Consider the following 15,724-nt stretch of genomic DNA (forward strand, 5'->3'; position numbering starts at 1 on the left):
ACTTGTTATTTGAGTAGTCTGAGATTAAAAACCGGTTTAAATTAAGTCTGTTTTTAAGTTTAGATTTTAATGGATTAACCCTGCCGTAGTGTAGGGTTGTTGTGTCTGTAGTTAAGGTAATAATATTATGAGCACGAATGTAGAAACACCATCAAGTGCGATGGAGTCAGTAAAGTGGTTAGTAGCAATCGCGCTACTTGCAGGCGCAGTTGTTGGTAATCACATGTATGCAGATCAATCTGTATTACTACGTGCTATTGGCGTTGTTGTTGCAATAGCGGCCGGATTAGCAATTGCCTCGCAAACATTTAAGGGACGTAACTTTCTTGCTTTCGCTAAAGAAGCTCGAATTGAAGTACGCAAAGTTATTTGGCCAACGCGCCAAGAAACTACCCACACGACATTAATTGTAATGGTTGCAACAGTGATTATGGCACTTATCCTTTGGGGATTAGATGGCATTTTATTCCGCGCTGTAGGCTTTTTAACTGGATTGGAGATCTGATCCCATGTCGGATGAGAACGAGAACAAAGAAATTAAGTTACGTTGGTATGTAGTACAGGCCTTTTCTGGTTACGAAAAGCGTGTAGCTCAAACGTTAATTGAACATATTAAAATCGAAGGTCTAGAATCGAGCTTTGGTGAGATATTAGTACCAACTGAAGAAGTTGTTGAGATGCGCGCTGGCCAAAAGCGTAAATCTGAGCGTAAATTCTTCCCAGGTTATGTATTAGTACAAATGGATATGAATGACGCAAGCTGGCACTTAGTGAACAGCACAGAACGCGTTATGGGCTTTATTGGTGGTACGTCTGATCGTCCTGCTCCTATCAGCCCTAAAGAAGCTGAGCGCATTCTTAATCGCCTACAAGAAAATGCTGAAGCACCTAAACCTGCTACATTATTTGAACCAGGTGAAGTTGTACGCGTTACAGATGGTCCATTTGCAGATTTCAGTGGTGTAGTTGAAGAAGTTGACTACGAAAAGAGCCGCGTAAAAGTATCTGTACTTATTTTTGGTCGTTCTACGCCAGTTGAGCTTGAATTCGGTCAAGTTGAGCAAGATAAGTAATTGATTAAAAAAGCTTCGCTAATTTTTATTTAAATTTTGGCATGAAGCTTGAAAAAGGCCGCTGATTAACTTATAATCAGCGGCCTTTTTGTATTAAGGTAAAATTTATTTTTTACTGTGCAAAAAGTACGAAACCAATTTTTAAACTGGGAAGCCGTTAGAGTACGCGTCCTCGCGCGCACAAGGCTGAGACCCACCAAATGAGGTATTTATAATGGCTAAAAAAGTTGAAGCTCTAATCAAGCTACAAGTTGCCGCTGGTATGGCTAATCCTAGTCCTCCAGTAGGTCCTGCACTAGGTCAACACGGTGTAAACATCATGGAATTCTGTAAAGCGTTTAACGCACGTACAGAGTCTATCGAAAAAGGCGCTCCAGTTCCTGTAGTGATCTCTGTTTACGGTGACCGTTCATTTACGTTCGACATGAAAACGCCACCTGCTGCTTACTTACTTAAGAAAGCTGCTGGTATCAAGTCAGGCTCAGGCCGTCCTAACACTGATAAAGTAGGCACAGTAACTCGTGCTCAACTTGAAGAAATTGTTGAGACAAAACGAACTGACCTTACAGCTGCCGATATGGACGCAGCGGTTCGCACTATCGCAGGTTCTGCGCGTGCGATGGGCTTGAACGTAGAGGACTAAGAAATGGCTAAATTAACTAAACGTATGCGTACTATCCGCGAAAAAGTGGAAGTAACTAAAGATTACGAAATCAATGAAGCAGTTGCTCTTTTAAAAGAGTTAGCGACAGCTAAATTCGTAGAAAGTGTTGACGTTGCCGTTAACCTTGGTATCGATGCTCGTAAATCTGATCAAAACGTTCGTGGTGCTACTGTACTACCTAACGGTACTGGTCGTGACGTTCGTGTTGCTGTATTCACACAAGGCGCTAATGCAGAAGCTGCAAAAGAAGCCGGTGCTGAATTAGTAGGTATGGAAGATCTTGCTGAACTAGTTAAAAAAGGCGAGATGAACTTTGACGTTGTTGTTGCATCACCAGACGCTATGCGTGTTGTTGGTCAACTAGGTCAAATCTTAGGCCCACGTGGTCTAATGCCAAACCCTAAAACTGGTACTGTAACGCCTAACGTTGCAGAAGCAGTTAAAAATGCTAAAGCAGGTCAAGTACGTTACCGTAATGACAAAAATGGCATCATCCATACTACTATTGGTAAGGTTGATTTCACTGCAGAGCAGTTACAACAAAACCTTGAAGCTCTAATTGTTGCGCTTAAGAAGGCTAAACCTTCTCAAGCTAAAGGTGTTTACTTGAAGAAAGTAACTATCTCTACAACAATGGGCGCAGGTGTTTCTGTTGACCAAAACACTTTAAGCACTATTGTTGCTTAATTGAGTGTTTACATGGCGTGAAATTTGTACTATAATTTCGCGCCATTTTGTTGATTAATTTATTAATTTGCAAAGTAAAGAATTCGGGTTGAAGTCCATAATTTCGTTAAGCCTTTGGGGTTAACGATAAATTGGGCTTCCGTCCAAGACCGTAGGTGGCTTCGGCCTTAATATTCACCTACGTAGACGGTGTAGACCCCAGATAGATTTTTCCTAATCCTTCTGGCTCTCGCCGTAAAAAGCATCTCTACCTTGTTTGGTAGGGAAGAGTAGAACAGGGGAATCCGATAATCGGTACCCCCATTAAACCAGGAGTAACACCCATGGCTTTAAATCTTCAAGGCAAAAAAGCAATAGTTGCTGAAGTCAACGAAGCAGCCAATGGTGCTCTATCTGCAGTTGTTGCAGATTCTCGTGGTGTAACAGTTGGCGCAATCACTGCCCTTCGTAAAGAAGCTCGTGCAAATGGTGTTTGGATGAAAGTTGTCCGTAACACTTTAGCAAAACGTGCTCTTGAAGGAACAGATTTTGAGTGTCTTTCTGATTCATTTGTTGGTCCAAGCTTAATCGCTTTCTCATCAGAGCACCCAGGTGCTGCTGCGCGTATCTTTTCAGATTTCGCGAAAAAGAATGAGAAATTCGAGCTTAAAACGGCCGCTTTTGAAGGAAATGTTGTTGATGCAGCAATGCTTGCTACATTACCTACATACGATGAAGCTGTTGCACGCTTAATGAGTGCTATGAAAGAAGCGTCTGCTGGCAAATTGTGTAAAACAATTGAAGCAGTACGTGTACAGAAAGAAGAGCAAGCTGCTTAATTTTAAGCTGTTTAATCTCACTTTCGGTGTAAAATTTATTTGGACTTAATGTCCGTTAATTATTAGGAAATTTGTAATGTCTGTATCTAAAGACCAAATCCTTGACGCAATTGCTGAAATGTCAGTAATGGACGTTGTTGCTCTTATCGAAGCAATGGAAGAAAAATTCGGCGTAACTGCTGCAGCTGCAATGGTAGCTGGTCCAGCTGCTGAAGCTGCTGAAGAGAAAACAGAATTTGACGTAATCCTTACTGGCGCTGGCGCTAACAAGGTTTCTGCAATCAAAGCTGTTCGTAGCGCAACTGGCCTTGGCCTTAAAGAAGCGAAAGCTCTTGTTGAAGCTGCTCCTACACCTGTTAAAGAAGGTGTATCTAAAGAAGAAGCTGAAGCACTTGCAAAAGATCTTACTGAAGCTGGTGCTGAAGTTGAGGTTAAGTAATTTAGCTTTTGCTAAGTTCGCTGCCTGAGAAATCAGGCAAGGGCTGGTGATTATTTAATCACCGGCCTTTTTGCGCTATAGAGTGATGCACTCTTTTAGTTCAAATAAAATCTGATTTTTTCTTTACTTTCAACGCTTTATAGTTTGCTAGTGTTAAAGTGGGATCTAATTAGAACAACAGTTAAATGTTGTAAAATCTTGGCATAGCTGCCAGTTAAGTCTGTTCTTACAAGAACAGGTCGGGTCAAAGATCAGCAAGCTGAGGAACCCCATGGCTTACTCTTATTCTGAAAAGAAACGTATCCGTAAGGATTTTGGTAAACGTCCACAAGTTTTGGATATACCTTTTTTACTGTCTACACAGTTAGAATCGTTTAAAAAATTCTTAGTGCCGGACGCTGATGGCGATCATGGTTTGGAAGCTGCCTTCCGTTCTGTGTTCCCTATTAAAAGCTACTCGGGAAATTCTGAGCTTCAATACGTAAGTTACCGTATTGGTGAGCCAGTTTTCGATGTAAAAGAATGTCAAATTCGCGGTGTGACTTATTCTGCTCCACTTCGCGTGAAACTGCGTCTTGTTGTTATGGACAAAGAAGCACCAGGCACAGTTAAAGACATTAAAGAGCAAGAAGTTTACATGGGCGAAATTCCGCTCATGACAGATACCGGTACTTTTGTAATCAATGGTACAGAGCGTGTTATCGTTTCTCAGCTACACCGTAGCCCTGGTGTATTCTTTGATAACGACCGCGGTAAAACCCATTCATCGGGTAAAGTATTATATAACGCACGCGTTATACCTTACCGTGGTTCATGGTTAGACTTCGAATTTGATGCAAAAGATAACTTATATGTACGTATTGACCGCCGTCGTAAATTACCGGCGTCTATCATCCTACGTGCACTAGAGTATTCTAGCGAAGAAATCCTAGATATGTTCTTCGATAACACTACGTTTGAAGTAACGAATGGTAAAGTTCTTATGGAACTTGTACCTTCGCGTTTACGTGGTGAAACTGCCGCTTTTGATATCAAGAGCGAAGACGGTGAAGTATTTGTTGAAAGCGGTCGTCGTGTTACGGCTCGCCACATCAAGAGCATCGAGAAGAAAGGCATTAAGCAATTAGAAGTACCACATGAGTACATCATTGGCCGTATTGTAGCTAAAAACTATGTTGATGAGTCAACTGGTGAAGTTATTGCAAATGCAAATGACGAGCTAACTCTAGAGCTAATGGCTGAATTGGTTAAAGCCGGTCACACTAAAATTGATACTTTATATATCAATGAAGTGGACAGCGGTGCTTACATGTCAAATACATTGAACATTGACTCTTCAAGCAGCCGTTTAGAAGCACTAGTAGAAATTTACCGCATGATGCGCCCAGGCGAGCCACCGACGAAAGACGCGGCTGAAGCCTTATTCCAGAACTTGTTCTTCTCTGAAGAGCGTTATGACTTATCTACTGTAGGTCGTATGAAGTTCAATAGCCGTGTTGGTTACGATACAGACACAGGCCCAGGCACATTAAGCAAAGAAGACATCGTGTCTGTTATGAAAGTATTAATTGCTATTCGTAACGGTCAAGGCGATGTTGATGATATCGATCACTTAGGCAACCGTCGTATACGTAGTGTTGGCGAAATGGCTGAGAACCAATTCCGTGTTGGTCTAGTACGTGTTGAACGTGCTGTACGTGAGCGTTTAAGCTTAGGTGACCTTGACGCGATAATGCCACAAGATCTTATTAACGCTAAGCCTATTTCGGCAGCGGTTAAAGAGTTCTTCGGCTCGTCTCAGTTATCACAGTTTATGGACCAAAATAACCCACTATCAGAAGTTACGCATAAACGTCGTATCTCTGCATTAGGTCCGGGCGGTTTAACTCGTGAACGCGCAGGCTTTGAAGTACGTGACGTTCACGTAACTCACTATGGTCGCGTATGTCCAATCGAGACTCCTGAGGGTCCAAACATCGGTCTAATTAACTCGTTGTCTACGTACGCACGTACAAATGACTACGGTTTCTTAGAAACACCTTACCGCAAAGTGGTAGATGGTGTTGTAACTGATGAAGTTGATTACTTATCAGCCATTGAAGAAGGTCAGTTTGTTATCGCACAGGCGAACTCAAACTTAACTGAAACCAATGAGTTTGTTGATGAACTTATTCCATGTCGTCACAAAGGTGAATCTACCTTTATGGGTCGCATGGACCAGCAGTATATGGATGTATCACCACAACAGGTGATCTCTGTAGCGGCAGCACTTATCCCGTTTCTAGAACACGATGATGCTAACCGTGCATTGATGGGTTCAAACATGCAACGCCAAGCAGTACCAACATTGAAAGCGGATAAACCGTTAGTAGGTACTGGTATTGAGTTAACACTAGCGAAAGACTCTGGTGTAACTATCGTTGCTAAACGTGGTGGTGAAGTTATGTATGCTGACGCAAGTCGCATCGTTGTAAATGTACATGAAGAAGAACGCATCCCAGGTGAAGCGGGCATCGACATCTACAACTTAACCAAATACACACGTTCTAACCAAAATACATGTATTAACCAAAAACCAACTTGTATGGTTGGCGAACCGGTTACTCGTGGTGACGTGTTAGCAGATGGTCCTTCGACTGACTTAGGTGACTTAGCCCTTGGTCAAAACCTTCGCGTGGCATTCATGCCATGGAACGGTTACAACTTCGAAGATTCAATCTTGTTATCAGAGCGCGTAGTTGAAGAAGATCGTCTAACGACTATCCATATTCAAGAACTACAGTGTGTTGCCCGTGATACTAAATTAGGTCCTGAAGAGATCACTGCAGATATCCCGAATGTGGGTGAATCTGCGCTAGGCAAGCTTGATGAATCAGGCGTTGTATATATTGGTGCTGAAGTTAAAGGCGGCGATATCCTAGTAGGTAAAGTGACTCCTAAAGGCGAGACACAGCTTACACCTGAAGAGAAGCTACTACGTGCTATCTTCGGCGAAAAAGCGTCTGACGTTAAAGACAGCTCTTTACGTGTACCAAACTCTGTAACTGGTACTGTAATTGACGTGCAAGTTTTCACCCGTGATGGTGTTGAAAAAGATAAACGTGCGTTAGAAGTTGAAGATATGCAGCTTCGCGAAGCGAAGAAAGACTTCAACGAAGAGTTCCGTATTTTAGAAGCAGGCGTTTTAGACCGTGCACGCAAGCTACTTATAGCTGCTGGTTTTGATGAAGAAAAACTTGCATCTCTTAATGCTGAAAAAGTACTTACGCAAAGCCTTGCTGAAGAAGACAAGCAAGCTGAGCTTGAGCAACTAGCTGCACAGTACGATGAGCTTAAAGCTGAATACGATAAAAAGTTTGAAAACAAACGTCGTAAAATTACCCAAGGTGATGATTTAGCACCGGGCGTACTTAAGATTGTTAAAGTATACCTAGCTGTTAAACGTCGTATCCAACCGGGTGATAAAATGGCGGGTCGTCACGGTAACAAAGGTGTTATCTCGACTATCGTACCAGTAGAAGATATGCCTTACGATGACAAAGGTCGTACGGTAGATATCGTATTGAATCCACTAGGTGTACCATCGCGTATGAACATCGGTCAGATCCTTGAAACACATATGGGTCTTGCTGCACGTGGTATCGGTGAACGTATTGAAGAGATGATGAAAGAACAACGTGAGCTTCATGAGCTACGTGAATTCATCAAGCAAGCTTACGAAATTGGTGAATCTCGCCAAGTTGTAGACATTGCTAGCTTCACTGATGACGAAATTCGTCGTCTAGCTGAAAACTTAAAAGGTGGTTTACCAATAGCTACTCCTGCATTTGATGGCGCGAAAGAAAGCGAAATCAAAGACATGCTTGAGCTTGGTGGATATCCTCGAAGTGGTCAGGTTACACTTTATGATGGCCGTACTGGCGATCAGTTTGAACGTCAAGTAACTGTTGGTTACATGTACATGCTTAAACTTAACCACTTGGTTGATGATAAGATGCACGCACGTTCTACTGGTTCTTACAGCCTTGTTACTCAGCAGCCGCTGGGTGGTAAAGCACAGTTCGGTGGCCAGCGTTTTGGTGAGATGGAAGTATGGGCACTTGAAGCTTACGGTGCTGCTTACACTCTACAAGAAATGCTAACAGTGAAATCGGATGACGTGAACGGTCGTACTAAGATGTATAAAAACATCGTTGATGGTAACCATAAAATGGAACCAGGTATGCCAGAATCGTTCAATGTATTGTTGAAAGAAATCCGCTCACTGGGTATCAACATCGAGTTGGAAGAAAATTAAGCCAATTAGATGCTGCAGTTAACGCTGCAGCATCTGTTACGGCTGAATAGAATGTAGGGACGAGACTATCCGTCCTCAAGATTAACTCCGACAGGAGAGCTAAGGTGAAAGACTTACTTAAGTTTCTGAAGCAACAAAATAAGACCGAAGAATTCGATGCAATTCGCATTGGTCTTGCTTCACCAGACATGGTTCGTTCATGGTCATACGGTGAAGTAAAGAAACCTGAGACTATTAACTACCGTACTTTCAAGCCTGAGCGCGACGGCTTATTCTGTGCCCGTATTTTCGGCCCAGTGAAAGATTATGAGTGTTTATGTGGTAAATATAAACGCCTTAAACACCGTGGTGTGATCTGTGAAAAGTGTGGCGTTGAAGTAACACTCACTAAAGTGCGACGCGATCGTATGGGTCATATCGACCTTGCGAGCCCAGTTGCACATATATGGTTTTTAAAATCATTACCGTCACGTATTGGCTTAATGCTAGATATGACGCTTCGTGATATTGAACGTGTTCTTTACTTCGAATCATTCGTAGTAACTGAGCCTGGTATGACAACGCTTGAGCGTGGTCAACTATTAGGTGAAGAAGAATACTTAGATTCACTAGAAGAGCACGGTGATGAATTTGAAGCGAAGATGGGTGCTGAAGCAGTTTTAGACTTGCTTCGTGAACTTGATCTTGCTCAATTAATTGCTGAGATGCGTGAAGAGTTACCAACAATTAACTCTGAAACTAAGCGTAAAAAAATCACTAAACGTCTTAAGTTAATGGAATCGTTCCACCAATCAGGTAATAACCCTGAGTGGATGATCATGACAGTACTTCCAGTATTGCCACCTGATCTACGTCCATTAGTACCATTAGACGGTGGTCGTTTTGCGACATCTGATCTAAACGACCTTTACCGTCGTGTTATTAACCGTAATAACCGTCTTAAGCGTCTACTAGATTTAGCAGCACCAGACATTATTGTACGCAACGAAAAACGTATGTTACAAGAAGCGGTAGATGCGCTACTTGATAACGGTCGTCGTGGTCGTGCAATTACAGGTTCTAACAAACGTCCTCTTAAATCTCTTGCTGATATGATCAAGGGTAAGCAAGGTCGTTTCCGTCAGAACTTACTTGGTAAGCGTGTAGATTATTCAGGCCGTTCTGTAATCACAGTAGGTCCTACACTTAAGCTTCACCAATGTGGTCTTCCTAAGAAGATGGCACTAGAGTTATTCAAACCATTCATCTATGGCAAATTAGAGCGTCGCGGCATGGCTACGACAATCAAAGCAGCTAAGAAGATGGTTGAACGTGAAGTTCCGGAAGTATGGGATGTACTTGACGAAGTAATTCGTGAACATCCAGTATTACTTAACCGTGCACCAACACTTCACCGTTTGGGTATCCAAGCGTTTGAACCTGTGCTTATCGAAGGTAAAGCGATTCATTTGCATCCATTAGTATGTGCGGCCTACAACGCCGATTTCGATGGTGACCAAATGGCGGTACACGTACCGTTAACAATCGAAGCACAGCTTGAAGCTCGTGCCTTAATGATGTCAACAAACAACATTCTATCTCCTGCGAATGGTGAGCCAATCATCGTTCCTTCACAGGATGTTGTATTGGGTCTTTATTACATGACTCGTGACCGCATTAACGCTAAAGGCGAAGGCGCGATATTTAAAGATCCAAAAGAAGCAGAAAAAGCATACCGCAGCGGCAATGCAGACCTTCACGCAATCGTGAAAGTACGTATTAGCCAATCAGTTAAAAACGAAGACGGCATAGTAGAAGACACTGTGACTGTTATCGATACAACTGTTGGTCGTGCAATTCTGTCTCTAATTTTACCTAAAGGCATGCCGTTTGCGTCAATCAACCAGCCGCTAGGTAAAAAGCAGATTTCTGGCTTATTGAATGAGTGTTACCGTCGTCTAGGTCTTAAGGATACAGTTATCTTTGCTGACCAAGTTATGTACACCGGTTTCCATTATGCAATGAAGTCAGGTGTTTCTATCGGTATTGATGACTTAGTTATCCCACCGATTAAAGCACAGATAATTGAATCAGCTGAAGCTGAAGTGACTGAAATCAACCAACAATTCCAATCAGGTCTTGTAACGGCTGGTGAAAAGTACAATAAAGTTATCGATATCTGGTCACGTGTAAACGAAAACTTATCACGTGAGATGATGGCTAACTTGTCAAAAGATACAGTTATCAATGCAAAAGGTGAAGAAGTAGAGCAACCGTCATTTAACTCAGTGTTTATGATGGCCGACTCAGGTGCTCGTGGTAGTGCTGCACAGATTCGTCAGTTGGCGGGTATGCGTGGTCTAATGGCACGTCCAGATGGTTCAATCATCGAGACGCCAATCACAGCTAACTTCCGTGAAGGTCTAAACGTACTTCAGTACTTCATCTCAACGCATGGTGCGCGTAAAGGTCTTGCCGATACAGCACTTAAAACAGCAAACTCGGGTTACCTAACGCGTCGTCTAGTAGACGTTGCACAAGATTTGGTAATCAATGAAGATGACTGTGGCACAGAAGATGGCTTAACAATGAAACCGCTTATTGAAGGTGGTGATGTTGTAGAAGCACTTCGCGAACGTGTTCTAGGTCGTGTTGTTGCTGAAGATATTGTAATTCCAGGTACTAATACTGTACTTGTTGAACGTAATGTTATGCTTGACGAAAAACTGTGTGACCTTTTAGAAGAGCACTCAGTAGATGAAGTTCGCGTACGTTCTGTTATCACATGTGATAATGACTTTGGTGTTTGTGCTAACTGTTACGGTCGTGACCTAGCACGTGGTCACATCATCAACGCTGGTGAATCAGTGGGTGTTATCGCGGCTCAATCAATCGGTGAGCCGGGTACACAGTTAACAATGCGTACCTTCCACATCGGTGGTGCGGCATCTAGAGCATCTGCAGAAAATAATGTACAAGTTAAAACTAACGGTACATTAAAACTTCATAACTCTAAGTACGTATTAAACACAGACGGTAAGATTGTTATTACCTCTCGTTCTACGGAAATTACTATCATCGATAGTCATGGTCGTGAGAAAGAGCGTTATAAAGTACCTTACGGTGCGGTACTAACAGTGCAAGACAATGCAGAAGTTCAAGGTAATGACATCGTCGCTACTTGGGACCCGCATAGTCACCCAATCGTTCTTGAGCATAAGTCAAAAGTATCGTTCAGCGATATCGATGATTCAAATACTGAAGCACAGACTGATGAACTAACCGGTTTAACCCGTGTAGTTGTAAAAGATCTTGCTAAAGTAAATACGAAAGAACCAAAGCTTATCATTGAAAGTGAAGAGCGCGGTCTGCAAGAAACACGTCTTCCTTCATTCACTACGATTGAAGTTATTGACGGCGTTACAGCAAACCCAGGTGACGTGTTAGCACGTATTCCGCAAGAAGGTTCGAAAACTCGTGATATCACGGGTGGTCTACCACGCGTAGCCGACTTATTTGAAGCTCGTAAGCCAAAAGATCCAGCTATATTAGCTGAAGTAACTGGTACAATTAGCTTCGGTAAAGAGACTAAAGGTAAGAAGCGTTTAGTTATTACTCCAGCTGAAGGTGATCATTACGAAGAGATGATTCCTAAGTGGCGTCAACTTAACGTGTTTGAAGGTGAGCAAGTGTCTAAAGGTGAAGTTATTGCCGATGGTCCTGAATCACCGCATGACATCTTACGCCTACGTGGTGTGACTCATGTTGCTAACTATATCGTTAACGAAGTGCAAGAGGTTTACCGTTTGCAAGGCGTTAAGATCAATGACAAGCACATTGAAACAATTATCCGTCAAATGTTACGTAAATGTACCATTATGCACGGCGGTGATACTGACTTCTTAGCCGGTGAACAAATCGAAGTGGCGCGCGTTAATATCGCAAACCGTGACCTTGAAAAACAAGGTAAGATACCAGCTAAGTTTGAAATCCAGTTAATGGGTATCACAAAAGCATCACTAGCAACAGAATCTTTCATCTCTGCAGCGTCTTTCCAAGAGACAACACGTGTTCTTACAGATGCGGCAGTGAATGGTAAGAGCGATGAGCTTCGCGGTCTTAAAGAAAACGTAATTGTGGGTCGTTTGATCCCAGCCGGTACCGGTTTTGCGTATCATCAAGAACGTATGGCTCGCCGTAAACAAAGCAAAGTAGTAGTAGAAGAGCAAACAGTAAGTGCAGAAGAGGCGACTCAAGCACTTACAGACGCTCTAAATGCTGATTTGTCTGGAAATCAATAAACTGTTCTTAATCAATAGATTAAGTGATCGTAAGGCAGTTATATGCTGTCTTACGATTAGTTTAGGTTGACAGGTTAAACTTTGCTCATTAAAATTCCGCCACCCATTTACTTGTGTGCTTAATGCAGGCTCGTAAATAAAGGGCGGATTTTTTATTTTTTTCAGTAGTAATTTTAATTTCAGGAGCTATTTAAATGGCAACTATTAACCAGCTAGTGCGTAAGCCACGCCGTAGCAAGGTTACGAAAAGTAACTCAGCTGCACTAAAAGCGTGTCCGCAAAAGCGCGGTGTATGTACTCGCGTATATACAACTACACCTAAGAAACCAAACTCGGCGTTACGTAAAGTAGCACGTGTACGTTTAACTAACGGTTTCGAAGTAACTTCATACATTGGCGGTGAAGGTCATAACCTTCAAGAGCATAGTGTAATCCTAATCCGTGGTGGTCGTGTTAAAGATTTACCAGGTGTGCGTTTTCACACTGTTCGTGGTGCACTTGACTGTGCAGGCGTTAGCGATCGTCGTCAAGCTCGTTCTAAATACGGTGCAAAACGCCCTAAAGGGTAATTGTATTCCGTTAGTAAGGCCAAGCACTAAATATTTATAATTATTGTTTTGGGTGATTGACTCGAAAGAGCAAACCTGAATAAACCGGAGATACAAAATGCCTAGAAGACGCGTAATCGGTCAACGTAAAATTCTTCCAGATCCTAAGTTCGGATCGGAACTTCTTGCTAAATTCGTTAACATCGTGATGTTAGACGGCAAGAAATCTACTGCTGAAAAAATTGTTTATGGTGCGCTAGACGTGGCTGCTGAGAAATCAGGCAAGTCGCACCTAGAAATCTTTGAAACTGCACTTGATAACATCCGTCCACAGGTAGAGGTTAAATCTCGCCGTGTTGGTGGTTCAACTTATCAAGTACCAGTTGAAGTACGTCCAGTTCGTCGTAACGCATTAGGTATGCGTTGGTTAGTAGACGCTGCACGTAAGCGTGGCGAAAAATCTATGGGCTTACGTTTAGCTCAAGAAATCGTTGACGCTTCTGATAATAAAGGCACTGCGGTTAAGAAACGTGAAGACGTTCACCGTATGGCTGAAGCGAATAAAGCATTCGCTCATTACCGTTGGTAATCTGTCTTTAACCTTTAAGAGGATCATATGGCACGTACAACTCCACTTGAGCGCTATCGTAATATAGGTATTGTTGCTCACGTAGATGCAGGCAAAACCACCACAACAGAACGTGTTCTGTTCTACACAGGTCTTTCTCATAAGATCGGTGAAGTACATGATGGCGCTGCAACTATGGATTGGATGGAGCAGGAACAAGAGCGTGGTATCACAATCACTTCTGCTGCAACAACGTGTTTTTGGAAAGGGATGGATGCTCAATTTGACGCCCATCGTATCAATATTATTGATACTCCAGGACACGTAGATTTCACTATCGAAGTAGAGCGTTCTTTACGCGTACTAGATGGTGCGGTAGTTGTTCTTTGTGCTTCATCTGGTGTACAGCCGCAAACTGAGACAGTTTGGCGTCAAGCGAACAAATACGAAGTTCCGAGAATGATCTTCGTAAATAAAATGGATCGCACGGGCGCAGACTTCTTAGCAGTGGTCAGCCAGGTGAAATCTCGTCTTGGAGCAACGCCTGTTCCAATTCAGTTGCCTGTAGGCGCTGAGGACGACTTTAAAGGTGTTATTGACCTTATAAAAATGAAAGTGATTAACTGGAACGAAGCGGACCAGGGTATGACTTTCTCTTATGAGGCAATACCGGCAGAACTTCTGGAATTAGCTGAAGAATGGCGCGCTCATTTAGTTGAAAGCGCTGCTGAAGCAACAGAAGAACTAATGGATAAATACTTAGAAGGTGAAGAGTTAAGTGAAGCAGAAATTAAAAATGCTTTACGCCAACGAACATTAGCAAATGAGATTGTTCCAGTTACTTGTGGTAGCGCATTTAAAAACAAAGGCGTTCAAGCTGTGCTTGATGGCGTTGTTGAATATATGCCGTCACCAGAGCAAGTGAAACAAATCCAAGGTATCTTAGAAAATGGTACTGAGGAAGAACGTCCAGCTAATGATAAAGCGCCGTTTGCTGCACTCGCATTTAAGATTGCAACAGACCCGTTTGTTGGAACCTTGACCTTTTTCCGTGTTTACTCTGGTACTGTTAAACAGGGTGACACGGTATATAATCCAGTAAAAAGTAAGCGTGAGCGACTTGGCCGTATCGTACAGATGCATTCAAACTCTCGTGAAGAGATCAAAGAAGTTTTCGCAGGCGACATCGCGGCAGCTATTGGTCTTAAAGACGTAACAACAGGTGAAACACTGTGTGATCCGAATTCTATTATTACGCTTGAGCGTATGGAATTCCCAGAACCAGTAATCTCTATTGCGGTTGAGCCCCGCACTATAGCTGACCAAGACAAGATGGGTATTGCACTAGGTAAACTAGCTGCTGAAGATCCTTCTTTTCGCGTACAAACTGACGAAGAATCAGGCCAGGTTATAATCTCTGGCATGGGTGAACTTCACTTAGATATCATTGTCGACCGTATGAAACGTGAATTCAGTGTTGAATGTAACGTTGGTAAGCCGCAGGTCTCATACCGAGAAGCTATTCGTTCAACTGTTAAGGTTGAAGGGAAGTTTATACGTCAGTCAGGTGGTCGTGGCCAATATGGACACGTTTGGATTAAACTTGAACCGATGGATATTACGGATGATGAGTCACCAATTTACGAGTTCGTTAACGAAACCGTAGGTGGTTCAGTTCCTAAAGAATTCGTTCCTGCGGTAGACAAAGGTATCCAAGAGCAAATGTCTCAAGGTGTACTGGCAGGCTACCCATTACTTGGCGTTAAAGCGACTTTATATGATGGTTCATTCCATGATGTAGATTCGAATGAAATGGCATTTAAAATAGCAGGTTCACTGGCAATGAAAAACGGGGCGCTTGAAGCTAACCCTGTACTTTTAGAGCCAGTAATGAAGGTTGAAGTACTCACTCCTGATTCAAATATGGGTGATGTAGTTGGCGACTTAAACCGTCGCCGCGGCATAATCGAAGGCATGGAAGATGCATTAGGTGGACTTAAGCAAATTAATGCGCAAGTTCCTCTTTCTGAAATGTTTGGTTATGCAACTGCTTTACGATCTGCAACACAGGGCCGTGCCTCATACTCTATGGAGTTTGTGAAGTACGCTGAAGCCTCTAAAAATGTCGCAGATACAATAATTTCAGCTCGCGCTGTTATATAATTTTAGCTTGTCTGGCTCAATAGTGAGTCAGGCTTTAATTTCTTTATTAGGAATTTTTTAAGATGGCAAAAGAAAAGTTTGAACGCGTAAAACCGCACGTAAACGTTGGTACAATCGGCCACGTTGACCACGGTAAAACTACACTAACTGCAGCAATCACTAACGTACTTGCAAAAGTATACGGCGG

At 42.6% G+C, this 15,724-nt stretch carries 12 protein-coding genes; all 12 read left to right on the forward strand.

The window, feature by feature from the left end; genetic code table 11:
* The first annotated feature begins 127 nt into the window (after window positions 1–127).
* Window positions 128–505, forward strand: coding sequence for a preprotein translocase subunit SecE (gene secE, locus H5157_RS12840; protein ID WP_002958877.1), 378 nt, complete (start codon window positions 128–130; stop codon window positions 503–505).
* Between the two features lie 4 nt (window positions 506–509).
* Window positions 510–1,073 (forward strand): transcription termination/antitermination protein NusG, encoded by a 564-nt coding sequence (gene nusG, locus H5157_RS12845; RefSeq protein WP_002958878.1) that lies wholly within the window; start codon window positions 510–512, stop codon window positions 1,071–1,073.
* A gap of 214 nt (window positions 1,074–1,287) precedes the next feature.
* Window positions 1,288–1,716, forward strand: a complete 429-nt coding sequence (rplK, locus tag H5157_RS12850) for a 50S ribosomal protein L11 (RefSeq protein ID WP_002958879.1) — start codon at window positions 1,288–1,290, stop codon at window positions 1,714–1,716.
* Between the two features lie 3 nt (window positions 1,717–1,719).
* Complete coding sequence (rplA, locus tag H5157_RS12855; protein ID WP_002958880.1) at window positions 1,720–2,424, forward strand: 50S ribosomal protein L1; 705 nt, start codon at window positions 1,720–1,722, stop codon at window positions 2,422–2,424.
* Between the two features lie 323 nt (window positions 2,425–2,747).
* Entirely contained in the window at window positions 2,748–3,242 is a 495-nt protein-coding gene (gene rplJ / locus H5157_RS12860; protein WP_002958881.1) for a 50S ribosomal protein L10, read from the forward strand.
* A 76-nt stretch (window positions 3,243–3,318) separates the two neighbouring features.
* Window positions 3,319–3,681, forward strand: coding sequence for a 50S ribosomal protein L7/L12 (gene rplL, locus H5157_RS12865; RefSeq protein ID WP_002958882.1), 363 nt, complete (start codon window positions 3,319–3,321; stop codon window positions 3,679–3,681).
* A gap of 271 nt (window positions 3,682–3,952) precedes the next feature.
* A complete protein-coding gene (gene rpoB, locus H5157_RS12870) occupies window positions 3,953–7,978 on the forward strand; it encodes a DNA-directed RNA polymerase subunit beta (RefSeq protein WP_024597281.1) in 4,026 nt (1,341 codons plus the stop codon).
* A 104-nt stretch (window positions 7,979–8,082) separates the two neighbouring features.
* A complete protein-coding gene (gene rpoC, locus H5157_RS12875) occupies window positions 8,083–12,258 on the forward strand; it encodes a DNA-directed RNA polymerase subunit beta' (protein WP_002958884.1) in 4,176 nt (1,391 codons plus the stop codon).
* A gap of 194 nt (window positions 12,259–12,452) precedes the next feature.
* Window positions 12,453–12,827 carry a 30S ribosomal protein S12 gene (gene rpsL / locus H5157_RS12880; protein ID WP_002958885.1) on the forward strand — a complete coding sequence of 125 codons (375 nt, stop codon included), beginning with the start codon at window positions 12,453–12,455 and terminating at the stop codon, window positions 12,825–12,827.
* Between the two features lie 97 nt (window positions 12,828–12,924).
* A complete protein-coding gene (gene rpsG / locus H5157_RS12885) occupies window positions 12,925–13,395 on the forward strand; it encodes a 30S ribosomal protein S7 (RefSeq protein WP_010555004.1) in 471 nt (156 codons plus the stop codon).
* Between the two features lie 27 nt (window positions 13,396–13,422).
* The gene (fusA, locus tag H5157_RS12890; RefSeq protein WP_002958887.1) at window positions 13,423–15,537 is read left to right on the forward strand and encodes an elongation factor G; all 2,115 of its coding nucleotides are present in this window, start codon (window positions 13,423–13,425) and stop codon (window positions 15,535–15,537) included.
* A 62-nt stretch (window positions 15,538–15,599) separates the two neighbouring features.
* Window positions 15,600–15,724: GTP-binding protein (locus H5157_RS12895; RefSeq protein ID WP_033023824.1), on the forward strand; the 125-nt coding region annotated here is incomplete at its 3' end.

The sequence above is a fragment of the Pseudoalteromonas sp. SG43-3 genome, assembly GCF_014164385.1.
In the GTDB taxonomy this organism is placed as follows: domain Bacteria; phylum Pseudomonadota; class Gammaproteobacteria; order Enterobacterales; family Alteromonadaceae; genus Pseudoalteromonas; species Pseudoalteromonas distincta.